Origin of the sequence: Amycolatopsis sp. NBC_00355 (assembly GCF_036104975.1) — a bacterium.
Classification (GTDB): Bacteria; Actinomycetota; Actinomycetes; order Mycobacteriales; family Pseudonocardiaceae; genus Amycolatopsis.
Genome location: NZ_CP107982.1, coordinates 38,998 through 61,491 on the forward strand (window position 1 = coordinate 38,998; position 22,494 = coordinate 61,491).

Consider the following 22,494-nt stretch of genomic DNA (forward strand, 5'->3'; position numbering starts at 1 on the left):
CGGCGGAAAACCCCGAGTGGTTCAGACGGATTCGCCCATGAATGTCCACAATAGACTTTGTCGGGCGGGCGTGACCTGCGGCCGGCCGTCACCGGTCAGCCGGACCTGTATACCAAACGCAAGGTAATCGCGAAGTAAGCGCCGGCGCGCCGGACACCTCCGACGCCGGTCAGGTCGGCGATCGAGCGGCCGGCGCCGCGGAGCACCCCGTCACGCAGGACTTGTCCGGCCGCGTCCGGGCGGCGGCCCACACCCGGGTCAGACGCCCGTGGTGGCGTCCAGCACCAGGACGAGGCCGTTGTTGCCGGGCAGGCCGGCCGCCGGCCGCCTTGACGTGGCCGTCGCCCCCGACGTCCGGGAAGCCCCAGCGGGCAGGGTCATCGACGGCTTTCCAGCCACGACGCCCAGACCGCCAGCGCCTCGTCCGGCGCATGCCGGCCGACGCCGATCCGGAACCGGTCCGGCGGGGTCGGCGTCAGCCGCGAGCCGTAGATGCTCGCCGGGAGCAACAGAACTCCGCACTGCTCGACGAGCTCCGTGCACATCGCCTCGACGCCGTCGGCGCCCAGGTACCGCGGGAAGCAGACGCAGCCGCCGCGCGGGGGCGCCCAGTCGAACAGGTCCGGGAAGCGCGCGAAGAACGCGTCGAACCGCGGGAGGTTGTCCGCGATGATCGCGCGGTTGCGGTCGAGGATCCGCTGCCGGGCGCGCACCGCGATCAGCGCCAGCACCTCGGCGGGCGCGGAGTTGCAGATCGACGTGTAGTGCTTGGCCCGCTCGAGCCGGCTCAGGATTTCCCGGTCCCGGCAGGCGATCCAGCCGATGCGCAGGCCGGGCAGCCCGTACGCCTTGGACATGACGTTCAGCGAGAGCGCGGCGGGGGAGAGGTCGGCGGCCTGCGGGAGCGCCGGTCCGGCCTCCAGGCCGCGGTAGACCTCGTCGCTGAACAGCAGGACGCCGCGGTCCTCGCAGAGCCGGACCAGCCGCGTCCACGTCTCCCGGTCCGGCACCGCGCCGGTCGGGTTGTTGGGGAAGTTGACCGACACCAGCCTGGTGTTCGGCCGCAGCTGCCGCTCGAGCTCGTCGACGTCGAGCGCCCAGCCGTCCTCCGGCCGCAGCGCGACGCCCGTCACCTCGCAGATCGACAGCGGGATCGTCTCCGCCGCCTGGTAGTTCGGCGTGACGACCACGACGTGGTCGCCCGGCTCCAGCAGCGTCCGCATCGCCAGGTAGAGGCCCTCTTCCGCACCGGCGAAACAGAGCACGTCCTCGGGGGCGACGCCGGTGTGGGTCGCGGCGATCGCCTCGCGCAACGCGGGCAGGCCGTAGGTCTCGGTGTAGCCGAGCGAAAGCGTCTCCCACCGCTCGCGCCCGTCGTCGTCGGCCAGGGCCAGCAGCTCGGTGAGCGTCATCGTCTGCGCGTCGGACGCGGTCAGGTGGTAGCGGGCCGCGAACTCCCAGCGGGAGAAGTAGGTCTCCAGCCGGAAATCAGGGAGCGTCGGCATCGGGTTCCTTCCGGGTCTCGGCGAGCAGCTGGTAGGTGGCCGAGCGGGAGATCCGCAGCGCCCGCGCGACGACCGGCATCGAGCGGCGGTGGGAGAAGACCCCGGCACCGTCCAATCGGGACAGCAGGGCGCACCGCTGGTCCTTGTCCAGCCGCTCGACGGGCGTGCCGCTGTCGCGGACGAACTCCGCCACCAGGTCGTTGAGCTGCTCGGTCCAGTCGCGTTCGAACAGCACCTGCGGCTGCCCGGACGTCGGCGCGGCGAAGCCCGAGAGCAGGCGCGCGGCGTCGTCGAAGGCCGTGCGGTCGACGTTCACGCACAGCACGACCTCCGCGCGCCCGTCGCCGTCGCGGACGACGGCGCTCACGCTGGACAGCCGGCGCCCGTCGGGCAGGGACTTCGGGTAGGGCCCGTAGACGTCCTTGCCCGACGGCGGCAGTTCGTCCAGCTCGCCGAGCAGGGAGGGGTCGCCGGGGGCGCGGCCCGGGAACGCGTTCCAGATGCCGAGCACCCGATCGGTGACCGGGTCGTGCAGCGCGACCTCCGCGTGCGGCGAGAGCAGCCGCACGATCGCCTCGCAGACGGGCGCCCAGCGCGCGGTCACGTCGCTCATCGTATGGACGGTACATCCAGTCTGGACGAACTGTCTAGCGCGTGTGCGCGGCGAAGAACCGCCACATGAGCGTGTTCGCGTCGATCTCGTGGGTGGTGTTCCCGTTCTCCGGTTTGGCCTGCGGGGAGCCGGGCCAGGTGTGCCCGCCGTCGGCGACGGTGTAGAGCTGCACGTCGCAGTAGGTCGTCCGCGTGACGTGCGTGCTGACCTGCGTGCTCACCGGGCCGGTGCCGCACCCGTCGATGGCCGCCCAGCGTTGCTGCGCCACCGGGACCGAGTACTGCCAGAGGTCGGTGCCGCCGCCGTCGTACGGGTTGGTGGCGTCCTGCTTGCCGTGGAACGCGATCACCGGCACCGGCACCCCCGGCCGGCAGGACGCCGGATCCGGCACGGACGTGTTCCCGGGTGCCGGCCGGCCCGCGCGCAACCCGGCCACCGGCGCGATCGCGGCGATCCGCTCCGGTCGCGCGCACGCGAACGCCGACGCCATCCGGCCGCCGCCGGAGTACCCGGTGAGGTGGATCCGGTGGGGATCGGCGCACAGCGCGCCGGTGAGGGTCGTGACGACCTGGTCGAGGAAGCCGACGTCGTCGCGCGCCCCGGCCGGCGGGGTGCCGACACCGGGGACGGTCCACGAGAGGCCGCCCTGGTAGGAGATCGCCCCCTCGGGGAACGCGGCGAGGTAGCCGTTCGCGTCGGCGGACGCCGCCATGTTCGAATAGCTCAGCTGACCGGCGCCGCTGCTGCTGCTGCTGCCGTGCAGGTTGAGCACCAGCGGCGCGATCGCCGGGGCGCTCGCGGGGACGTGGACCGTGACGGGATAACGCTTTCCGGCGAAGCCGACCGAGACGACGGACTGTCCGGGTGCGCGCCGGCAGACCGGCGGCTGACCGGGGAGCGTCCACTGCTGGTTGGTCTGGTTGTTGCACGTCCAGAGCTGCAGCGGGGTGCCGTCGGCGTCCGACTGCCCGGTGACGTCGAGGCAGCCGCCCGTGGCGGGGTTGACCAGCCGGCCGGAAGCGCTGTCGTAGCTCCATTTCTGGTGCGTGTTGCCCAGGCAGTCCCACAGCTGGATCGGCGTGCCGTTCGCGGCCGAGCCGCCCTGGACGTCGAGGCACTTCCCGAGCGCGCGGATCGTGCCGTCGTCCTGCACGGTCCAGCTCTGCGCGCCGGAACCCGCGCAGGCGCGCAGCTGGATCCGGGTGCCGTTCGCGGTCGCGCCACCGGTCACCGTCGCGCACTTGCCGGCCAGGCCGGTGAGCGGGCCGGGCCCGGTCGCCGCGTGGGCCGCGGGCGCGGCACCGAGCGTGGCGGCGATGGCGAGGACGAGGGTCAGTTTGAGAGACATGGCGGGCTCCGTTCCGGAGATCAACCGCTTAAGCATCGGGTCTCGTCAGTAGAGCAGCGGTGCCAGTGCCGGTCAACGATTGTCACCGAGCAGGACAAGCCTCGGTGGATTGTCACGGGATGCCTTGACAGAGTGCATGTCCGGACTGCAATTCTTAAGCGCTTAATCTATCCTCGACGCGGAGGAGTCAGCCTGTGTCCCCACACCTGCGCAAGACCCGCACCACGCTCGCCGCGGCCGCACTCGTCGTCACGGCCTTGGCGGCGCCCGCCGCCGTCGCCGCACCCCGAGCCGGTGGCACGCTCAACTACCTCAAGCAGATCTCCGGCCAGTACACGATCGCCGGGCAGCACAACAAGGAACCCGCGAACCAGCCGTCGTTCTACACCGGCAAGGCGCACGACATCACCGGCCAGTACCCCGGCCTGTGGGGTGGTGACTTCTTCTTCGGCGGCTCGGACGTCGCCAACCGGCAGCAGGTCGTCGACCAGGCCAAGCTCGAATGGAGCCACGGCGCGGTCGTCACCATGACCTGGCACATGTGCCCGCCCACCCAGGGCAGCTCGTGCGACTGGTCGTCCGGGGTGATGAGCAAGCTCAGCGACACCCAGTGGAGCGAGCTGATGACGAACGGCTCGAACCTCAACAACCGCTACAAGGCGCGGCTCGACGAGATCGTGCCGTACCTGCAGCAGCTGCAGAGCGCGGGCGTCCAGCTGCTGTTCCGGCCGCTGCACGAGCTCAACGACAGCTGGGCGTGGTGGGGCGGGCGCCCGGGCCTCGGCGGCAGCGCCGGCCTCTACCGGATCACCCACGACTACCTGGTGGGCAAGGGGCTCACGAGCATCGTGTGGGACTGGGCGGTCAAGGACGTCAACATGGGCTCGATCGCGAGCTACTACCCGGGTGACGCCTACGTCGACGTCGCGGCGCTGGACGTCTGGATGAAGGCGAACTCGTCCTCTTCGGACTACCAGGCGATGCTGAACGTCTCGCACGGCAAGCCGATCGCTCTCGGCGAGACCGGGACGATCCCGTCGCCGGAGCTGCTGGCGTCGCAGCCGAAGTGGACGTACTTCATGGAGTGGTCGGAGTACCTGCAGGGCAGCAACTCCAACGCGGCCATCCAGCGCACCTACTTCGACGGGCGGGTGCTGGTGCTCGGCGAGATGCAACGCAGCTGAGGCCCGGGGTGCCGGGAGGCGGGCAGCCTCCCGGCACCCACGGCGTCACTTCAGGTGCCGGGCGAGGAACCGGTTGCCGTCTTCCCCCGCGAACCGCGGGACGCCGGTGTGCCCGCCCATGTTCGCGTGCAACGACTTCTCCTTCGAGCCGAACGCGTCGAACAGGTCCAGCGCCAGCTGCCGGTCGTTCCCTTCGTCGTCCCACTGCAGCAGGACGTGCAGCGGGATGGTGACCCGCCGGGCCTCCTCGATGATGCTGCGGGGCACAAAACTCCCGGCGAACAGCACCGCGGCCGCGATGCGCGGCTCGACGACCGCCAGCCGGACGCCGATGGCGATCACCCCGCCGGCGAACCCGGCCGGGCCGCCGATCCCGGGCAGCGCGAGCAGGGCGTCCAGGGTGGCCCGCCATTCCGGGACCGCCCGCTCGACCAGCGGGAGGACGAGCCGGTCGACGATCTCGCCGGTCACCGGCTCGCCGGCCGCCAGCGCGCGGCGCAGGTCGGCGCGGGCCTCGTCGACGACGGCGAGCGCGGGCCGGTCACCGCTGCCGGGGAGCTCGATGGTGGCCGCGGCGTAACCCGCCGCCACGCAGGCCTGGGCCCGGGCCACCAGCCGGGGGTGCATCCGCCCCAGCCCGCCGGGGTGACCGAGCAGGACCACCGGGGCCGGTGTTTCCGGTGTTTCCGGTGTTTCAGAGGCTCCGGGCGTCCACAGGATGCCGGGGATCTCGCCGAGGGTGAATTCGCGCTCGAGGACGTCGTCGTCGAGGCGGTGTTCGGAAGTGAAGTGCACGGTCGTGCCTTTCGGGGAGTGCGCTGAACGGCGCTCCCGGACGACCTATCGCCCGGCCGTGACCCCGGAGGGGAGCACCCACGTCGTCATGTCCACGGGTACCACCTCCTCGTTCACCGGCACGGCTCCCGGGAGGCTAGCAGGGGGACCGGAGCTAAGACCAACGGTTTACCGGGGATCAGTCTTCCGTGCGATGCCGGGCCCGCGCGCCGGCTCTACCGTCGGGGTATGAAGATCACGGGAGTGCTCGGGACAGTGGTTCTCTGCGGCGCGCTGGCGGGCGTCGCGGGCTGCTCGAACCCGACCGGCAAGTCGTGGGCCATCACCTACGAGGTGACCGGCCAGGACAACGGGACGCTGGCGAAGGTCGGCTACGCGAACTCGCCCGACCGCTACCAGGACGAGATCGCGCAGCAGAGCGTCCAGGGTCCGGTCGGTGTGCCGTGGAAGCAGGACGTCGTGGTGGCCGCCGGGCAGAAGGCCGAGATCACCGCCACGCCGACCGGCGGGCTCACCCTCACCTGCCGCATCCTGCTGGACGCGCAGAAGGAGCTGGCCCGGGCCACCTCCCCGGGGCCCGGGCAGCCGGTGTCGTGCGCCAAGACCACCGACTCCTGACCGTCAGTCGTTGACGCACCGCAACACCGGGCGCGTGGTCAGCCGGGCCGGATCGAGCTGGTAGCGCGTGGTCACCCGGATCGTCGCGTGGTCCCCGGGCAGCAGCGTGAGCAGGCACTGGTCCGCTTCGGCGTCGGGGGCCAGCCGGTCGGCGAACACCGCCAGCTCGTGGACCAGGGACCGGGCGGTGACGGTGATGTCGTAGCCCGTCGCCGTCCGGGTGACGGCGGTGTCGAACCGGGGCTCGGGATAGGCGGTGTCGAGGTCGGCGGCCAGGAACCGGATCGCGCGCTCGGCGCCGGTGTCGGCGATCAGCAGTTCCCGCGTCGGGTCACCGGCGACACCGACGTCGCCGAACGGCAGCGTCACGGTGTCGCGTGGGGGTACCCGGACGGTCGTGGCGGTCTTGGCGAGGATCTCGCCGTCCACGGTGATCCGGCGCAGTTCGAGGGGGGCCTCCCAGGCGGCCGCGGAGTCGTTGACCAGGATCGCCGCCGGAGTGCCGTCCCGGTCCTGGATGGTGATCAAGCGGTCGGCGTAGGCCTCGCGGAGTGCGTACCACAGCGGCTTGCGCCGCTCGGCGCCGTCGATCGCGCTCCACGACGTCACCGGCCAGCAGTCGTTGAGCTGCCAGACGATCGTGCCCATGCACCGCGGCCGGTGGCCGCGGAAGTGCTCGATGCCGGTCCGGATGGCGCGGGCCTGGGTCACCTGCGTGAGGTAGTGCCAGTCCTCCGTGGACGTCGGCGCGGCGAAGTGGTGCGCCAGCCCGCGGGTGAGCTTTCCGTTGCCGTCCTTGGCCTTCTGGTGGTGCAGGACGCCCGGTGACTCCGGCGTCAGCGGGGCGTCGTGGACGGCCGCGGTGAGTGTGGCCCAGGCGGGCGGGGCCTGCCAGCCGAACTCCGAGACGAACCGCGGGACGCGCTCGAGGTAACCGCTGAAGTCACGCTCGTTCCAGACGTCCCAGAGGTGCACACAGCCGTGGTCGTCGTCCTGGGTGTCCCGTGCCGGGTCACCGGACCAGGGGCTGCCCGGGATGTACGGCCGGGTCGGGTCGAGCTCGGCGACGACGCCGGGCAGCAGGTGCTCGTAGTAGCCGGCACCCCAGTCGCGGTCGGCGAGGTCCTTCTGCCAGCCCCAGTGGAACCAGCCCATGTAGTTTTCGTTGTTCCCGCACCACAACGCGAGCGACGGGTGCGGGGCGAGCCGGACGACGGCCTCGCGGGCCTCGGCCTCGACCTCACCGCGCAGGGGCTCGTCTTCGGGGTAGCCGGCGCACGCGAACAGGAAGTCCTGCCACACCAGCACCCCCCGCCGGTCACAGGCCGCGTAGAAGTCGTCGCTTTCGTAGAGCCCGCCGCCCCAGACGCGCAGCAGGTCGATGCGGGCTTCGGTGGCCTGTTCGACCCGGCGGTCGTAGCGGGCGGCGTCGATCCGGTGCGGGAAGCAGTCGTCGGGGATCCAGTTGGCGCCGCGGACGAACAGCGGGACGCCGTTGACGCGGAAGGTGAACGCGCCATCCAGGTCGTCGAGGTCGATGGTGCGGAAGCCGATCTCGCGCGACCACGTGTCCACAATGGACCCGTCGGGCGTTTCGAGCGTGACGGTGAGCGGGTACAGCGGCTGCTCGCCCATGCTGTGCGGCCACCACAGCCGCGGCTGCTCGACGGTCAGCGACAACGCCGACCCGGTGGGACCAAACACTTCGGCACCGCCCACCCGGGCCCGCAGCACCAGATCGACGCCCTCGACCTCGGCGTGGATCCCGACAACGCCGTCACCCTCGGGGGTGACGGTGACCAGGGGCCGGACCTGACGCAGCCGCCCGACGTCCCAGACGTCGACGGACGCGGTTTTCCAGAGGCCCGCGGTGACGAGCTTCGGGCCCCAGTCCCAGCCGAAGTTGCAGGCCATCTTGCGGATGAAGTTCGACGGCTCGTCGTTGCCGAGGTTGGGCAGGTCGCCGAGGCGGCGGCGTTCGTCGCGGGCGTAGCGGACCGCGGAGGCGAAGGTGACGGCGAGGGTGTTGCCGTCGGCCAGCAGGTCGGTCACCGGGACGCGGTAGGAGCGGTGCATGTTCGCGGTGGTGGCGATGACGTGGTGGTTCAGCTCGACCTCGGCGATGGTGTCCAGGCCGTCGAAGACCAGCTCGACCACGCCGGGCCCGGCCGGGCGGTCGAACGTCGTCTCGTAGCGCCAGCCGGTGAGGCCGATCCACTGCAGCTCGTTCTCGTTGCGGTCGAGGTACGGGTCGGGGATGAGCCCGGCGGCGAGCAGGTCGGTGTGCACCGTGCCCGGCACGGCCGCCGGGATGCCTTCGGCGAGCCGGCGGGCCAGCTCGATCGGGACGTGGGTCAGAGGTCCGCAGGCGCGCAGCGTCCAGTCGCGGGCGCCGAGGTCGATCCGCACGGGTGGGTCCCTTCTGGTGGATGGGAGGGGGTCAGCGCCACGGGTCGGGCGCGGCGGCGGCGAGCCGGCGGGTGTAGTCGTCCGCCGGGTGGAAGATGACCTGGTCGGAGTCGCCGATCTCGACGACGCGCCCGGCGTTCAGCACCATCGTCGTGGCCGAGAAGTGCCGGGCGGTGGCGAGGTCGTGGGTGATGTAGAGGACGGCGAGATCGTTGTCCCGCTTGAGTTCTTCCAGCAGGTTCAGGATGTCCAGCCGGACCGAGACGTCCAGCATGGACACCGGTTCGTCGGCCAGCAGCACCAACGGTCGGGGCGCGAGGGCCCGCGCGATGGCGACGCGCTGGCGTTGCCCGCCGGACAGCTCGTGCGGCAGCTTGTCCGCGAACTGGTCGGCGGGCCGCAGGTGGACGCGGTCGAGCAGGTCCAGCACGGCGCGGCGGCCGCCGTCGAGCCCGTGGACGCGCAGGGGCCGCGCCAGCTGGTGGTGCACCGGCTTGACCGGGTTGAGGGAGGCGAACGGGTCCTGGAACACCAGCTGCACGTGCCGGCGGTACTCCCGCAGCGCCCGGTAGCCGGGGCGGCGGGGTTCGCCGTCGATCGTGATGGTCCCGGAGGTGGGCCGGTCCAGCCCGCACAGCATCCGGGCGATGGTGGACTTCCCGCTGCCGCTCGCGCCGACCAGCGCCAGGGTCTGCCCGGACGTCACGGTGAAGCTGACGCCGTCGACCGCGCGGAACCCGGAGTAGTCGCGCACGAGGTCGTGCGCACTCAGCTCGGTCATGCCGAGACCTCCTGGTAGAGGTGGCAGGCGACGTCGGTGCCGCCGACCGGCCGCAGTGTGACGTCGGTGGTGGCGCACTCCGGGCGGACGAACCCGCACCGGTCGGCGAACGCGCACCCGGCGATCGGCGCGGCCAGGTCCGGCGGGTGGCCGGGGATGCCGTGCCGGTCGCGCCGCTGCGAGCGCAGGGTCGGGAACGCGTCGAGCAGGCCGGCGGTGTACGGGTGCTGGGGGTTCTCCCGCAGCTTCACGCTGTCGCCGAGTTCGACGACGCGCCCGGCGTACATCACCGCGATGCGGTCGCTGATCTCCAGCAGCAGCGACAGGTCGTGGGTGATGAAGACGACCGCGAACCCGAGCCGTCGCCGCAGTTCCGAGAGCGCGTCGAGGATCTCGCGCTGCACGAGGACGTCCAGTGCAGTGGTGGGCTCGTCCATCACCACGACGTCCGGATCGAGCGCCAGGGCCATCGCGATCATCACGCGCTGCCGCATCCCGCCGGACAGCTGGTGCGGGTACGAACGGGCGACGCGCTCGGGCAGCCCGACCAGGTCCAGCAGCTCACCCACCCGCGTCCGGCGCTCGGCCTTGGTCAGCTGCGGCCGGTGGGCGTGGAAGAGGTCCTGCAGCTGCGCGCTGACCCGCTGGACCGGGTTGAGGGCGTTCATCGCGCCCTGGAACACCATCGACATCCGGTCCCAGCGGAACTTCCGCAACGCGCTTCCGGTCAACGCCGTCACCGAGACGGGAGCGGTGTCGTGGACGCCCTGGAAGGTGACGCTGCCGGCGGTCAGGTGCGCGGGGGCGCGCAGCAGCCGCGTGATCGCGTAGGCCAACGTCGTTTTGCCGCAACCGCTTTCGCCCACGATGCCGACCAGCTCGCCGCGGTGCACGTCCAGGTCGACGCCGCGGACCGCGTGCACCGGCCCGGCGGCCGTTTCGTAGTCGACGTGCAGGTTGCGTACCTGGAGCACGGGCGTCATCGGATATCCCCCTGGGCGCCGCCGCGGCGTTGCACGCGCAGCCGCGGGTTGATCAGTTCGTCGACGCCGATGTTCAGCAGCGTCAGGGCCGCGCCGAGCACCGCGATGCACAGGCCCGGCGGGATGAACCACCACCACGCGCCTTGGGAGAGGGCCTCGCCGTTCTGGGCGAAGAACAGCATCGTGCCCCAGGTGACGGAGTTGAGGTCCCCGAGCCCGAGGAACGACAGCCCGGCCTCGCCGAGGATGGCGCCGATCATCGCGAACACGAACTGGGAAATGAGGATGGGGTAGAGGTTCGGCAGGATCTCGACGACGACGATCCGCCACGCGCGTTCGCCCGACGCGCGGACGGCGTCGACGTAGTCCCGGTGGGCCAGCGACGCCGTCTGGGCGCGCAGGACCCGCGCGGACGCGGCCCAGCTGGTGACCGCGATCAGCAGCGCGATCACGGCGATCCCGCTGGAGTGCAGGTAGCTGGCGGCGACCACGATCAGCGGCAGGGCCGGGATGACCAGGAAGACGTTGCCGATCAGGTTGAGCACCTCGTCGGCCCAGCCGCCCGCGTACCCGCCGACCACGCCGACCAGGGCGGCCAGCAGCATCGTGACCATGCCGGCGAGCAGCCCGACCAGCAGCGACGACCGGAAGCCGACGATCAGCTGGGCGAAGACGTCCTGCCCGTTGTTGGTGGTGCCGAGCAGGTGCGCGGCCGACGGCCCGGCCAGCAGGTCGTCGCCGGTCGCGTGGGGGTCGCCGACCAGCAGCGGCCCGATGACCGCGACGGCCGCGTAGAGCGCGACGATGCCCGCGCCGAGCAGGAACTTCGGCCGCCGGGTGAGTGCGGAGACGCGTCCGGCGGCGCGGACGGGGGTGATGACGGCCTGGGTCATCGGGCACCCGCTTTCGCCGTGGTGCGCACGCGCGGGTCGATGACCGCGTAGAGCAGGTCGACCAGCAGGTTCGCGCCGAGCACCGCGAGGGTGATGATCAGGAAGATGCCCTGCATCAGCGGGTAGTCGCTGTTGCGGACCGCCTGCAGCAGCGTGAACCCGATGCCGGGGTAGGAGAACACGGCTTCGGTGACGATCGCGCCGCCGACGACGAACCCGAGCGACACCGCGACGCCGGAGACGCTCGGCAGGACGGCGTTGCGGGCGGCGTAGGTGACCATCACCCGCCGCAGGCTGAGGCCTTTCGCCTGCGCCGTGACGACGTAGTCCTCGCCCATCGTGGAGACCATCATGTTCCGCATCCCCAGCAGCCACCCGGCCAGCGAGCTGACGACGATCGTGAGGGCCGGCAGCAGCGCGTGGTAGCCGACGTTGCCGACGAACTCGCCCGACCAGCCGGGCTCGATCTCGACGTCGTAGCCGAGGCCGAGCGGGAACCAGCCGAGGCCGGCCGAAAGGAAGTACAACGCGGCCAGCGCGAGCCAGAAGTACGGGATGGCGGCGAGCATCGTGGAGCCCGCGACGAGCGAGTCCACGACGCCGCGGCGGAACCAGCCGGCCAGCGCGCCGAGGGAGATGCCGAGCGTGAACGACACGACCGTCGCCACGCCGACCAGGCCCAGCGTCCACGGCAGGGCCTGGCCGATGATGTCGCCGACCGGCGCCGGGAAGAACGTCACCGAGCGGCCGAGGTCGCCGGAGAAGATCTGCCCGAGGTAGCGCAGGTACTGCTGCCACAGCGGCTGGTCGTTCACACCCAGCAGCAGTTCCAGCGAGTGCCGGGCCTCCGGGGAGACCGGCGCCATCGACGACTGCCGGGCCAGCACCGCGTCCACCGGGTTGCCCGGCGCGAGGCGGGGGATGAGGAAGTTCAGCGACAGCGCCGCGAGCAGGGCCACCGCGTAGAACATCAGTTTCTTGCCGAGGAACCGCATTACCCGACCGGCTTCAGGTTCTTGGCGACGAACCCGGTGTCGGGGTAGCTGTCGGCGCGTGAGAGCGCGTAGGCGTTGTCGTCGGTGGGCCAGCCGGTGACCTTCGTGGCGAGGAACGTCGCGTTCGGGCTGTTCTGGAAGATCGGCACGTAGGGCAGCTTGTCGAGCATGACGCGGGCGATCTCCTGGGCGCGCTGCTTGAGCACGGCCTCGTCGTCGGTGCCGGCCATCGCGCTCAGCGCGGCGTCGACCTGCGGGTCGGAGAAGCGTGACCAGTTCGACGCGGCTTTCTGCCCGATCGGCGCGGTGGTCGCCGAGGCGAGCACCTGGTTGTAGAGCTGATACGGGTCCGGCTTGCCGCCGAGGCCGTCGATGAGGAGCTGGAAGGTGCCGGTGGAGCGGTCGGAGTTGAACTGGGCGCTCGAAACCTGTTGCACGGTCAGGGTGATCCCGGCTTCGGCGAGCTGCTGCTGCATCAGCTGCAGGGCCTGGATGTAGTCGGTGTAACCGGTGACGACCTTGATCGAGATCTCGAGGCGCCGGCCGCCCTTGTCGACGTAGACGCCGTCCGCGCCGCGGGTGTAACCGGCCTTCTCCAGGGCGGCCCGCGCGGCGGCGGGGTCGCGGGTGACCGGGCCGGTGATCCGGAAGCCGTCGTCCCGCGGGGTCTGCAGCAGCTCGGGGCTCGGCACCTTCGCGATGCCGAAGTAGACGGTTTCGACGATGCGTTTGCGGTCCAGGGCCAGGTTCATCGCCTGCCGCACGGCGAGGTCGTTCGTCGGCCAGGTCGTCAGGTTCGGCACGAGGCTGGTCTGGTAGATCCCGGCCGAGGGGACCAGATGGGTCTTGGGGTCCTTGGCGACCCAGTTCTTCTCCGGGTCGGGCACGAAGGTGTTGCCCCAGTCGATCTTGCCGGCCAGCAGCGATTGGTTCGCGCTCGTGTTGTCGCTGAAGGAGATGAACCGCACGCCGTCGATGGCCGGCTTGCCCTGCTCCCAGTAGCCCGGGTTCTTCTTGAGCAGGAAGGTCTGCGGGGAGAACGCATCGAGGGTGAACGGCCCGGTGCCGACCGGGTTCGCGTTGAGCTCGGTGGCCGGGTCCGCGATCTTCTCCCAGATGTGCTTCGGCACGATCAGGGTGCGGCCCGCCGCGCCCCACAGCTGGTTGAACGCCGGCTGGGCGAAGGTGATCTTCGCGGTGTGGTCGTCCGGCGCGGTCGCGGCGGCCAGCGTCAGCCCGTTGGTGTTCAGCTCGGGGTGCTTGATCATGGCGTCGAACGTGAAGGCGACGTCCTGGGCGGTGAACGCCTGGCCGTCCTGCCACTTGACGCCGTCGCGGGTGGTGACGGTGAGCGTCCGGCCGTCGGGGGAGAAGGTCGCCGCCGTGGCCAGCTGCGGCACCGGCGGGCGCCGCTCGGCCATGTCGAAGAACAGCAGCGACTCGTAGATCGTGCCGCCGTACCCCGCCTGGGCCTGGTTGGGCAGGAACGGGTTGAAGTTGCGGACGAACGCGCCCGACGCGCCGGTGTTCGCGGTGATGATCACGCCGTCGGTGCCGGTCGCGGTGCTGGAGCACGAACTCAGGGCGAGGCCGAGCGTGAGGACGACGGCGGCGGGGGCGAGCAGGCGGCGGTGCCTTCCGGCCTTCATGGGGACTCCAGGAGTGCTTAAGCGGTTAACTTGACGGTCGGCCACGCTGACGTGGCGCCGGGAGAGTTCGGTGTCGTCAGGCGGCGATCGGGGGCGAGCCTGGGTTAAGCGCTTCACATCTTGTAACCTCGGTCACGTCATGTCAATGGACCGAAACGATGTCGGGGTAGCCTCGTGCGAGGTGAAGCGATTGAGTCAGCGAGTTATCCGAGGAGCACGATGAAGCGGCTGACCATCTCGGACATCGCGGACGCGGCCGGGGTGTCGACGGGGGCGGTGTCCTACGCGCTCAACGGGAAGCCCGGCGTGTCGGCGGCCACGCGCGAGCGCGTGCTGGAGATCGCCGACCGGATGGGCTGGCGGCCCAGCACCGCCGCCCGCGCGCTGACCCGGTCCCGCTCCGGCGCGATCGGGCTGATCGTCGACCGGCCCGCCCAGGTGCTGGGCATCGAGCCGTTCTTCATGCAACTGGTCTCCGGCATCGAAATGGCGTTGCGCTCGGACCCGTCGACGGCGTTGATGCTGGCCGTCACCGACGACCGGGACGCCGAGATCGAGACCTACCGCCGCTGGTGGGCCGAGCGGCGCGTCGACGGCGTCATCGTGGTCGACCTGCACGAGAACGACATCCGCACCGGCGTGCTGGCCGAGATCGGGCTGCCCGCCGTCGCGCTCGGCTACCCGGAGTCGGCCGAGGTGCCGTGCGTGTGGGCCGACGACGCGGCGCCGATGGAGGAGGCGGTCGGCTACCTCGCGGCGCTCGGGCACCGGCGGATCGCCCGGGTCGCCGGCCCGGACCGGTTCGCGCACACACTGCGCCGCGACGAGGCGTTCACCAAGGCGGCCGGGACGCACCGGCTGGAGTGGTCGAAGACCGTCCACGGCGACTACTCGGGCGACAGCGGCGCCCGGGCCGCGCGGCGGCTGCTGTCGGAGCGCGACCGCGCGACGGCGGTGATCTTCGACAACGACGTGATGGCGCTGTCGGCGATGGCCGCGGCCCAGGAGATGGGCGTCTCGGTGCCCGAGCAGCTGTCCATCGTGTCCTGGGACGACTCGGCGCTGTGTCAGCTGGTCCGCCCGGCCGTGACCGCGCTGGACCGGCACATCACCCAGCACGGCGTGCTGGCGATCGAGACGCTCAACGAGATCCTGGCCGTCGGCGCGGCCGGGCACGTCCAGGCGCCGGCGCCGATCCTGATGCCCCGGGCGAGCACCGGCCGCGCTCCGTCGGACCGCTGATGACGACCGTGCCGCGGACGCGTCTCGACCTCACCCGCATCGAGGCGGCCCGCCGGGTGATCGACCCCGTCTTCCTCGACACCCCGCTCTACCCCTGCGATCCCCTCGGGCAGGCGCTCGGCTGCCGGGTGAGCGTCAAGCTCGAGACGGCGAACCCGGTGCGCAGCTTCAAAGGCCGCGGCACCGAGGTCGTCGTGAGCGGCCTGAGCGGACCGGCCGCGGTCTGCGCCAGCGCGGGCAACCTCGGCCAGGCCCTCGCCTGGTCCGCGCGGGGCCGCGGGGTGGCCGTCACGGTCGTCGCGTCCCGGTCCGCGCCCGCGGTCAAGCTCGAGCGCATCCGCGCGCTGGGCGCCCGCCTGGAGCTGGTCGACGGCGACTTCGACGAGGCGCGGGAGCGGGCCGTGGCCATCGCCGGGCACGACGGGATCCGGCTGGTCGAGGACAGCCTGGACCTCGAGACGTGCGAAGGCGCGGCGACGATCGGCCTGGAGCTGCTGGACACGCCGTTCGACGCCGTCCTGATCGCGCTCGGCGGCGGCGCGATGGCCACCGGGATCGGCCACGTCCTGAAGTCCCGCGCACCCGGCGTCGAAGTCGTCTGCGTCCAGCCGGCGGGCGCACCGGCGATGACCCGCTCCTGGCACGAACGGCGGGTCGTCACGACGGAGTCGACCAGCACCATCGCCGACGGCGTCGCCGGACGGCGGCCGATCCGGGAAGTCCTCGACGACCTCCTCGTCGTCGCCGACGACGCGGTCCTGGTGCGGGAGGAGTCGATCGTCGCCGGGATGCGGCTGCTGCTGGAGCACGCCGGGCTGGTCGTCGAACCGTCGGCGGCGCTGGGGGTCGCGGCGGTGCTCGAGAACCGCGCCCGCTTCGCCGGCCGGCACGTGGCCGTCGTCGTCTGCGGCGGCAACGTCGACCTGCCCGCCTACCACCGCTGGCTCGGGAACGGCCTCCCGTAGGCTGCCGAGTCGTGCGAGAAGGATTTCACGACGACCTGGCCCGCCTGAGCGAGCTGCTGGCGACCATGTGCGACCTGGCGGCGACGGCGATCCGGCAGGCCACCGAGGCCTTGCTCAACGCCGACCTCAGAGTCGCCGAGGAGGTCATCGCCGCCGACTCCGCACTCGACGCGCACCGCTCGCGGTGCGAGGAGGACGCCTACTCGCTGCTGGCGCTGCAGGCCCCGGTCGCCGGTGATCTGCGGCAGGTCCTGGCGGTGGTCTACTGCGCGGAACGCATCGAGCGGATGGGCGACCTGGCCGCGCACGTCGCCGACAGCGCGCGCTACGCCCACCCCGACCACGCCGTGCCCGCGGAGCTGAACCCGACGTTCCTGCGGATGGGCGAGCTCACCGCCGGCATGGCCGAGGGCGTCGCGACCCAGATCCGCACCGGGGCCGGCGGCAGCTACCGCGACCTGCGCGAAGCGGACGAAGCCGTCGATTCGCTGCACGCCGACCTGTTGTCCGGCATGACGGGCGCCGGCTGGGACCACGGCCACGGCGAGGCCGTCGCGGCGGCCTTGGCCACGCGCTTCTACGAGCGCTTCGCCGACCAGACCGTCTCCGTGGCCAAGCGGCTCGAATTCGCCAACACCGGAGATCTCCCCGGTTAGACCGCCCGCGTACACCGGTGCGAGTGTCCACTTTCCACCGGAAGTCGCGCCCCGAGCCTGCGCGAGCCCGGGTGGGCGGGCATGATCGCGGTGCGCTGAAGAAGGGACTCATCCATGCGCTTCACCCCACGGGGCACGAAGTTCTTCGACCTGCTGACCGACGCGGCGAGGAACCTCGTGACCGCCACGGCGCTGCTGCGCGACCTCGTCGCCGCGGAGCCCGCCGACCGGGAGTCGATCGCGGGCCGGCTGCACGAGGTCGAACACCAGGGTGACGAGCTCATGCACACGATCATGGTCGAGCTCAACAGCTCGTTCGTCACGCCGTTCGACCGCGAGGACATCCAGGCGCTCGCCTCGAAGATCGACGACGTGCTGGACTTCATGGACACCGCCGCCGACCTGGCCGTGCTCTACCGGATCCAGGCGTTCCCACCCGGCGTCGACCTGCTGGTGCAGGCGCTCGGCCGGTGCGCGGAGCTGACGGCGGAGGCGATGCCGGGCCTGGCGAAGGTGGGCGAGCTCGAGCCGTACTGGATCGAGGTCAACGAGCTGGAGAACGAGGCCGACCGGATCTACCGGCGGGTCCTGGCCCAGCTGTTCGAACCCGGCGCCGACGCCCTCGAAGTCCTGAAGACCAAGGAGGTCGTCGAGCAGTTCGAGCTGGCCGCCGACGCCTTCGAGCACGTGGCCGACGTGGTGCAGACCATCGCGGTCAAGGAGTCGTAGTGACCGGGACGGCCGCCCTGGTCGCCGTCATCGTGCTGACCCTGGTCTTCGACTACACCAACGGTTTCCACGACGCGGCGAACGCGATCGCGAGTGCGGTGTCGACCCGCGCCCTGACCCTGCGGGCCGCGCTCATCCTGGCCGCGGTGATGAACCTGGCCGGCGCGCTGCTGTCCACCGGCATCGCCGCGACGGTGGCGAAGGGCATCATCGACGTCCCGGTCGGCCCGGACGCGCTCACCGTGGTCTTCGCGGCGCTCGTCGGCGCGACCGTCTGGAACCTGATCACCTGGTACTTCGGGCTTCCCTCGTCGTCTTCGCACTCGCTGATCGGCGGGATGGTCGGCGCGGCGCTGGCCGCGGCGAGCACCGTGCACTGGGCCGGCATCGCCGAGAAGGTGCTGATCCCGATGGTGGCGTCCCCGCTGCTCGGGCTGGTCCTCGGGTACCTGGCGATGGTCGGCGCGCTGTGGCTGCTGCGCCGGGCGAACCCGCACCGCAGCGGCCGGGTGTTCCGCCGCTTCCAGATCGTCTCCGCGTCGGCGCTCGCGCTCGGCCACGGCCTGCAGGACGCCCAGAAGGGCATGGGCGTGATCGTCCTGGCCCTGGTCGCCGCGGGCCAGCAGAAGACGTTCGACGTCCCGCTGTGGGTGACCCTGGCGTGCGCCGCGGCCCTGTCGCTCGGGACGTACTCCGGCGGGCTGCGGATCATGCGGACGCTCGGGCGCCGCGTCTTCCCGCTCGACCCGCCGCACGGGTTCGTCGCGGAGTCCGTGGCGTCGTCGGTGTTGTACGTGACGGCGTTCGCGGTGAAGGCCCCGATCTCGACGACGCACGTGATCACCGCGGCGATCATGGGCGTCGGCGCGACCCGGCGGCTTTCCGCGGTGCGCTGGGGCATCGCGCGCGACATCGTGCTCGGCTGGGTGCTGACCTTCCCGGCCGCCGCCGGGGTGTCGGCGGCGATGTTCTTCGGGATCAGCGCGCTCACCTGAGCGCGCTGACGCTGCCCGCCGGGCGGATCGCCGCGCCGGCCGGCCCGGACAGCGCGGGCGCTCGCCCTGGCCAAGGGTCCGCGGCTGCTGCTCGACGAGCCCATCGCAAGCCTCGATCCGTTGGCGCGCCGCGAGTTCATGCAGACGCTGACGCACGCGCGACCGCGGCCCGGTCCCGCCGGCGGGACCGGCCCCGGGTTACGACACGGGCGGGTCGGGCAGCTCGAGCCACTCCAGGTCCATCGGCACCAGCGTCGTCGAGAGCACCAGCTCCCGGAGCAGGTTGACCGTCAGGGTCAGGCCCACCGGCTCGCCCACCTCCTCGCGCCGCAGCCCGTGCACCCCGGCGTCGGAAAGCCGTTGCCGGACCCGGGAAACGATGTGCTCGACACGCTTGGCCGTCCAGCTCTCGCGCGGCCGCCGCTCGCCGAGCTCGGCCGCCGCCTGCTGCCGGGACAGGGGCAGCGGCTGCGGGTCGTAACCGAGGTAGCGCTGCCCGAGCACGGCCAGCACGAGGTGTTCCTCCGCGGTGAGCCGCCAGCGTTTCGGCGGGGCCGTCGGGTGGGTCGGCCGGGGCGCGGCCGTGCCCTCCCCGTCGGAGACGAGCAGCTCCAGCACGTGCTCGCGGTCGCGCGTCCCGCGCAGGAACAGCGCGGTGTACCCCGCGGCCAGGGGCAGCGGTTCGCTGTCGCGGTGCAGCAGGACGCTGTCGGACAACCGGATCGGCGAGCGGCCGGTGTTGCTCAGCCACCAGCGGTCCCGGTCGTGGGTCAGCAGGCCGTGGACGCGGCTGATCCGCAGGTCGTCCTCGCCGACGCAGACGTCGACCTCGAGCCGGTTGCGGCCGAAGCTCACCCGGCTGCCGGGCGTCGGCGGGACCGCGACGCCGCCGGTGACGGTGAGCGCGCTCAGCGTGCCCGGCACGGACCCGGCCACGCCGTGGCGCAGGCTGCGCTGGCGGTGCGGGTCGAGGCGTTCGGCGGGCACGGTCACCTCCGCTCGTAGGCGCCGATGTCGAAGCCCGCGCCGGAGGGCCGGGGGACACCGTCGAGGTCGAAGGCGGGGGCGAGCACGGGGCTGCCGGTGTCGACGGCGGCCGAGCCCGGCGCGAGGTGGTAGTCGCCGCGGGCCGGGTCGGTGAACCCGGGGTCGCCGGCGAGGTTGTGGTCGGCGGTGAACGGCCCGGCCGCCACCGGGCCGTCGCCGAACACGTTGTCGCGCAGGATGTTCGTCCCGGCGAACCGGTCGCCGCCGACGTGCACCGAGCCGTGCGCGTTGCCGGCGAAGGTGTTGCCGACGATCGTGAGGTCGCGCATGGTCCCGGTCGACTCGACCCACAGGTCCAGGCCGGCCTGGGCGTTGCCGGTGGAGAGGTTGTCGAAGACCCGGACGCCCGAGAGCAGCCGGGTTTCGGAGTAGTCCTCGACGGCGAGCCCGATGCCGGCCTTGGACGCGTTGCGGGTCCCGCTCACGACGTTGGCGTAGACGTCCACTGTGGACGACGAGTCGACGTAGATGTTCGGCCCGCGGTTGCCGGTCACGACGTTGTGGTGGATCTTCACGCGGGCCGCGTCGTCGTACTTGACGTCGATGCCTTCCTCGCCGTTGTCGTGCACGCGGCAGCCGGACACCTCGACGTCCGACGAACCCGAGGCGATGCTGAGCGCCTCGTGGTCGGCGGACGTGCCGCGGGCGTTGGTGCCGCGGATGTCGCAGGCGGTGACGCGCACCCGCCGGGTGCCGACCAGGACGAGCCCGCCGTCGCCGGAGCCGTCGACGCCGAACCGGTCGAACACGAGGTCGTGCGCCCCCTCGGCGTAGACCCCGAACCCGGCCGACCCGGCGACGGTCAGGCCGGTGAACTCCAGCCAGGAGTGCCCGCCCACGGCCAGCAGCCCGGCGGGGCCGCCGGTCCCGGTCAGCACGGCGGGGCCACCGACGCCGGTGAACCGGATCGGCCGGCCCGGGCCGCCGTCACGCCGGATGGTGAGGCCGCCCGGGTAGGTGCCCGCCGCGATCGCGACGGTGTCACCCGGGCGGGCCGCGTCGGCCGCGGCCTGGACGGTGGGGTACTCGCTGCCGGGCCCGACGTGGCGGGTCCGCGGACCCGCTCCGGCGGCCCCCACGGCCGTCGGAACGACCATGGCCGCCACCGTGAGCAGCACGCCGGCCACACCCCGCATCGCCACCTCTTGTCCCCTCCGGTCCGCCGACGCCGACCTGGCCCTGTTTTAGCCGAGCCCGCCGGGGACCGGTCCCGGCTCGCCGACCCGCGGGAGAGCCGGGGTCACGGCAGCCGGCCGGCGACCGCGGTCGCCAGCGTCCGGGCGTTCGCGCAGAGCGCGGCACCGCCGGTCGCCCCGGTGTCTTCGAGGGTGACGACGGCGATCTCCTCCCGGTTCGGCTCGGTGCCGCGCAGCACCGGCAGCGCCGGGGTGTAGAAGCGGTGCACCACCTGCACCGAGCACGCGGGCCGGCCACCCGGCACCGGCGCGACGACGGCGCTGCGGGTGCCGACGCGGATCCGGTCGCCGGGCACGTCGGTGTCCGGCTCGATCGGCCACTCCCGGGTGAAGCGCACGGTGATCGTCCGGGGATCGTGCTCCCAGGTGCAGCCCCACCCGCCGAACTCCCGGTCCGGGGCGGTGGCGCGGCCGAAGAGCCCCGTCGTCGCCGCGGCGTCGAGCAGGCCGCACGCGTCGACGTGGGCGAGCGACCACGCCGGGAACGGCCGGGCCCGCCGCGGCAGGGGCCCGTTGGCGAGCATCGGCAGCACGTCGGACAGCACCGACTCGGAGATGGCGCACAGGGGAGCGTCTTCCGCGCGCGTCACCGGGCGCGAGGCGACGTCGATCCGGTTGGTGTCGGCCAGCGAGATGCTGCGCTCGCAGGTGCCGTCGTGGGCCTCGGGGCGTTCGATGTCGCCCATCCGGCCCGGTTCCGGGGGCCGGGTCGGGTAGCGCAGCGGGCCGGTCAGGTCGAGGTACGTCTGCACCTGGCCGGTGCCGTCGGCGAGGGTGGTCGTGACCACGCAGGTGCCGAAGTTCTTCAGCTCGGGATCCACGAAGGCCCGGCCGAACGGGGTGAGCGCGTTGATCGAGATCGCCGCGCACGGGTCCGTCGCGGCCGGGTCGGCGCCGAGCGTGTTCGGCCCGCCCGCCGGTGCGGCCGACGGCGGCCGGGTGAGCAGGAACCCGGCCGCCAGCGCGATCACCGCGGCCGGCGCACCCATCGCGAGCAGGCGTCGCCGGCGGCGGCGGCGCGGCCGCCGCGGCTTCGGAGTGTCCCCTTCGAGCATCGCGGCGGCCTCGGCGGCGGTGGGCCGGTCGGCGGGGTGGCGGGCCATCAGCGCGGCGAGGACCGGGCCGAGCCGTCCCGCGCGCTCGGCCGGGGCGGGCCGGCCACCGGCGGCGCGGCGCATCTGCACGAACGGGCCGTCCTCGCCGGACCCCCACGGCGACCGGCCTTCGATCGCGGCGTAAAGGGTGGCGCCCAGGGAGAAGACGTCGGACGCGCTGCCGGCCTCGCCGCCGCCGGCGACCTCCGGCGCGACGTACCCGAGCGTCCCGGTGAGCTGGGCGCCGCCGGTGCGGGTGACCTCGGTCCAGCGGGCGATGCCCAGGTCGGTGAGCTTGGCGACGTCGTCCTCGGTCACCAGGACGTTGCCCGGTTTGACGTCGCGGTGGACGATGCCGCGGGCGTGCATGGCGGCGAGCGCCGCGGCGAGCTGCGCGCCGATCCGCCGGACCCGGTCCCCGGGCAGCGGGCCGCCGTCGTCGACGAGTTCTTCGAGGCTGCGTGCGGCCAGGTATTCGGTGACCAGCCAGCGCGCGTCGCCGTCGTCGACGACCGTGTCGAACACGGTGACGACGTTCGGGTGCAGCAGACCGGCCCCGATGCGCGCCTCCCGCCGGATCTGCCCGGCGTCGGCGTCGAGGGATCGTTTGAGCGACACTTGCCGGCCCAGTTCGAGGTCGAAGGCCCGCCAGACGACGCCCATGCCGCCCTGTCCGAGCTCCTCCTCCAGCCGGTACCGGTCGGCTACGACGCGACCACCACTGCCCACCCGCGGAGTCTACGAAACGGCCTGGCACCCCGCGCGCCGCACGTCACGGAGGACGCCGCCGCACGCCG

At 72.3% G+C, this 22,494-nt stretch carries 21 protein-coding genes and 1 pseudogene; 8 read left to right on the top strand and 14 right to left on the bottom strand.

All coding sequences use genetic code 11. The annotated features are described in order from the left end of the window. Positions 1 to 258 precede the first annotated feature (258 nt). The 4 genes from OHS18_RS00185 to OHS18_RS00200 are packed head-to-tail and all read right to left on the bottom strand — an operon-like array spanning position 259 to position 3,466. A complete protein-coding gene (locus tag OHS18_RS00185; protein WP_328615420.1) occupies positions 259 to 381 on the bottom strand; it encodes a hypothetical protein in 123 nt (40 codons plus the stop codon). Further along, positions 378 to 1,505: an aminotransferase class I/II-fold pyridoxal phosphate-dependent enzyme gene (locus OHS18_RS00190; protein ID WP_328615421.1), complete on the bottom strand. Its 1,128-nt coding sequence runs from the start codon at positions 1,503 to 1,505 to the stop codon at positions 378 to 380. Before OHS18_RS00190 ends, OHS18_RS00185 begins: the two co-directional genes overlap by 4 nt. Beyond that, positions 1,489 to 2,118, bottom strand: a complete 630-nt coding sequence (locus tag OHS18_RS00195) for a helix-turn-helix transcriptional regulator (protein ID WP_328615422.1) — start codon at positions 2,116 to 2,118, stop codon at positions 1,489 to 1,491. Before OHS18_RS00195 ends, OHS18_RS00190 begins: the two co-directional genes overlap by 17 nt. A 34-nt stretch (positions 2,119 to 2,152) precedes the next feature. Beyond that, the gene (locus OHS18_RS00200) at positions 2,153 to 3,466 is read right to left on the bottom strand and encodes an RICIN domain-containing protein (protein ID WP_328615423.1); all 1,314 of its coding nucleotides are present in this window, start codon (positions 3,464 to 3,466) and stop codon (positions 2,153 to 2,155) included. Between the two features lie 194 nt (positions 3,467 to 3,660). On the opposite strand from OHS18_RS00200, the gene OHS18_RS00205 reads away from it, so the two are divergent. After that, positions 3,661 to 4,650 carry a glycoside hydrolase family 26 protein gene (locus tag OHS18_RS00205; RefSeq protein ID WP_328615424.1) on the top strand — a complete coding sequence of 330 codons (990 nt, stop codon included), beginning with the start codon at positions 3,661 to 3,663 and terminating at the stop codon, positions 4,648 to 4,650. A gap of 45 nt (positions 4,651 to 4,695) precedes the next feature. On the opposite strand, the gene OHS18_RS00210 is transcribed toward OHS18_RS00205, so the two are convergent. Beyond that, positions 4,696 to 5,445, bottom strand: a complete 750-nt coding sequence (locus OHS18_RS00210; protein WP_328615425.1) for an alpha/beta hydrolase — start codon at positions 5,443 to 5,445, stop codon at positions 4,696 to 4,698. Between the two features lie 228 nt (positions 5,446 to 5,673). On the opposite strand from OHS18_RS00210, the gene OHS18_RS00215 reads away from it, so the two are divergent. Continuing rightward, on the top strand, positions 5,674 to 6,063 hold the full coding sequence (locus OHS18_RS00215; RefSeq protein WP_328457352.1) for a hypothetical protein: 390 nt from the start codon (positions 5,674 to 5,676) through the stop codon (positions 6,061 to 6,063). Positions 6,064 to 6,066: 3 nt separating this feature from the next. Here OHS18_RS00215 and OHS18_RS00220 read toward each other — a convergent pair whose 3' ends face one another. Genes OHS18_RS00220 through OHS18_RS00245 form a run of 6 tightly spaced genes read right to left on the bottom strand, consistent with a single transcriptional unit; the run spans position 6,067 to position 13,773 of the window. Continuing rightward, the gene (locus OHS18_RS00220; RefSeq protein ID WP_328615426.1) at positions 6,067 to 8,472 is read right to left on the bottom strand and encodes a glycoside hydrolase family 2 protein; all 2,406 of its coding nucleotides are present in this window, start codon (positions 8,470 to 8,472) and stop codon (positions 6,067 to 6,069) included. 31 nt (positions 8,473 to 8,503) lie between these two features. Next, on the bottom strand, positions 8,504 to 9,253 hold the full coding sequence (locus OHS18_RS00225; protein ID WP_328615427.1) for an ABC transporter ATP-binding protein: 750 nt from the start codon (positions 9,251 to 9,253) through the stop codon (positions 8,504 to 8,506). After that, on the bottom strand, positions 9,250 to 10,236 hold the full coding sequence (locus OHS18_RS00230; RefSeq protein ID WP_328457346.1) for an ABC transporter ATP-binding protein: 987 nt from the start codon (positions 10,234 to 10,236) through the stop codon (positions 9,250 to 9,252). Before OHS18_RS00230 ends, OHS18_RS00225 begins: the two co-directional genes overlap by 4 nt. Continuing rightward, positions 10,233 to 11,129: an ABC transporter permease gene (locus tag OHS18_RS00235; RefSeq protein WP_328615428.1), complete on the bottom strand. Its 897-nt coding sequence runs from the start codon at positions 11,127 to 11,129 to the stop codon at positions 10,233 to 10,235. Before OHS18_RS00235 ends, OHS18_RS00230 begins: the two co-directional genes overlap by 4 nt. Next, positions 11,126 to 12,124, bottom strand: coding sequence for an ABC transporter permease (locus OHS18_RS00240; RefSeq protein WP_328615429.1), 999 nt, complete (start codon positions 12,122 to 12,124; stop codon positions 11,126 to 11,128). The genes OHS18_RS00235 and OHS18_RS00240 overlap by 4 nt, the downstream gene beginning before the upstream one ends. Then, positions 12,124 to 13,773, bottom strand: coding sequence for an ABC transporter substrate-binding protein (locus tag OHS18_RS00245; RefSeq protein WP_328615430.1), 1,650 nt, complete (start codon positions 13,771 to 13,773; stop codon positions 12,124 to 12,126). Before OHS18_RS00245 ends, OHS18_RS00240 begins: the two co-directional genes overlap by 1 nt. Before the next feature lie 219 nt (positions 13,774 to 13,992). Between OHS18_RS00245 and OHS18_RS00250 the strand changes: the two genes are divergently transcribed. The 6 genes and pseudogenes from OHS18_RS00250 to OHS18_RS00275 all read left to right on the top strand — a co-directional run. Beyond that, on the top strand, positions 13,993 to 15,015 hold the full coding sequence (locus tag OHS18_RS00250; RefSeq protein WP_328457338.1) for a LacI family DNA-binding transcriptional regulator: 1,023 nt from the start codon (positions 13,993 to 13,995) through the stop codon (positions 15,013 to 15,015). Then, positions 15,015 to 15,980 (top strand): threonine ammonia-lyase, encoded by a 966-nt coding sequence (locus tag OHS18_RS00255; protein WP_328615431.1) that lies wholly within the window; start codon positions 15,015 to 15,017, stop codon positions 15,978 to 15,980. The genes OHS18_RS00250 and OHS18_RS00255 overlap by 1 nt, the downstream gene beginning before the upstream one ends. An 11-nt stretch (positions 15,981 to 15,991) precedes the next feature. Further along, a complete protein-coding gene (locus tag OHS18_RS00260; RefSeq protein WP_328615432.1) occupies positions 15,992 to 16,636 on the top strand; it encodes a phosphate signaling complex PhoU family protein in 645 nt (214 codons plus the stop codon). Between the two features lie 114 nt (positions 16,637 to 16,750). Beyond that, positions 16,751 to 17,365: a DUF47 domain-containing protein gene (locus OHS18_RS00265; protein WP_328457332.1), complete on the top strand. Its 615-nt coding sequence runs from the start codon at positions 16,751 to 16,753 to the stop codon at positions 17,363 to 17,365. Further along, positions 17,365 to 18,360: an inorganic phosphate transporter gene (locus OHS18_RS00270; protein ID WP_328457330.1), complete on the top strand. Its 996-nt coding sequence runs from the start codon at positions 17,365 to 17,367 to the stop codon at positions 18,358 to 18,360. The genes OHS18_RS00265 and OHS18_RS00270 overlap by 1 nt, the downstream gene beginning before the upstream one ends. Before the next feature lie 42 nt (positions 18,361 to 18,402). Beyond that, positions 18,403 to 18,519, top strand: a pseudogene (locus tag OHS18_RS00275) (ABC transporter ATP-binding protein); the annotation flags it as partial. Positions 18,520 to 18,558: 39 nt separating this feature from the next. Here the strand turns inward: OHS18_RS00275 and OHS18_RS00280 are convergent. The 3 genes from OHS18_RS00280 to OHS18_RS00290 all read right to left on the bottom strand — a co-directional run bounded on the left by OHS18_RS00280 (position 18,559) and on the right by OHS18_RS00290 (position 22,426). Continuing rightward, positions 18,559 to 19,347 (bottom strand): FHA domain-containing protein, encoded by a 789-nt coding sequence (locus OHS18_RS00280; protein WP_328615433.1) that lies wholly within the window; start codon positions 19,345 to 19,347, stop codon positions 18,559 to 18,561. A gap of 2 nt (positions 19,348 to 19,349) precedes the next feature. Further along, positions 19,350 to 20,543, bottom strand: coding sequence for a right-handed parallel beta-helix repeat-containing protein (locus OHS18_RS00285; protein WP_328615434.1), 1,194 nt, complete (start codon positions 20,541 to 20,543; stop codon positions 19,350 to 19,352). A gap of 104 nt (positions 20,544 to 20,647) precedes the next feature. After that, positions 20,648 to 22,426 (bottom strand): serine/threonine-protein kinase, encoded by a 1,779-nt coding sequence (locus OHS18_RS00290; RefSeq protein ID WP_328615435.1) that lies wholly within the window; start codon positions 22,424 to 22,426, stop codon positions 20,648 to 20,650. Positions 22,427 to 22,494 lie beyond the last annotated feature (68 nt).

Coding starts and splice junctions, on each gene's coding strand:
- OHS18_RS00185 (WP_328615420.1), bottom strand. CDS start 381: ATGACCCTGCCCGCTGGGGCTTCCCGGACGTCGGGGGCGACGGCCACG.
- OHS18_RS00190 (WP_328615421.1), bottom strand. CDS start 1,505: ATGCCGACGCTCCCTGATTTCCGGCTGGAGACCTACTTCTCCCGCTGG.
- OHS18_RS00195 (WP_328615422.1), bottom strand. CDS start 2,118: ATGAGCGACGTGACCGCGCGCTGGGCGCCCGTCTGCGAGGCGATCGTG.
- OHS18_RS00200 (WP_328615423.1), bottom strand. CDS start 3,466: ATGTCTCTCAAACTGACCCTCGTCCTCGCCATCGCCGCCACGCTCGGT.
- OHS18_RS00215 (WP_328457352.1), top strand. CDS start 5,674: ATGAAGATCACGGGAGTGCTCGGGACAGTGGTTCTCTGCGGCGCGCTG.
- OHS18_RS00225 (WP_328615427.1), bottom strand. CDS start 9,253: ATGACCGAGCTGAGTGCGCACGACCTCGTGCGCGACTACTCCGGGTTC.
- OHS18_RS00230 (WP_328457346.1), bottom strand. CDS start 10,236: ATGACGCCCGTGCTCCAGGTACGCAACCTGCACGTCGACTACGAAACG.
- OHS18_RS00235 (WP_328615428.1), bottom strand. CDS start 11,129: ATGACCCAGGCCGTCATCACCCCCGTCCGCGCCGCCGGACGCGTCTCC.
- OHS18_RS00240 (WP_328615429.1), bottom strand. CDS start 12,124: ATGCGGTTCCTCGGCAAGAAACTGATGTTCTACGCGGTGGCCCTGCTC.
- OHS18_RS00245 (WP_328615430.1), bottom strand. CDS start 13,773: ATGAAGGCCGGAAGGCACCGCCGCCTGCTCGCCCCCGCCGCCGTCGTC.
- OHS18_RS00250 (WP_328457338.1), top strand. CDS start 13,993: ATGAAGCGGCTGACCATCTCGGACATCGCGGACGCGGCCGGGGTGTCG.
- OHS18_RS00255 (WP_328615431.1), top strand. CDS start 15,015: ATGACGACCGTGCCGCGGACGCGTCTCGACCTCACCCGCATCGAGGCG.
- OHS18_RS00265 (WP_328457332.1), top strand. CDS start 16,751: ATGCGCTTCACCCCACGGGGCACGAAGTTCTTCGACCTGCTGACCGAC.
- OHS18_RS00285 (WP_328615434.1), bottom strand. CDS start 20,543: ATGCGGGGTGTGGCCGGCGTGCTGCTCACGGTGGCGGCCATGGTCGTT.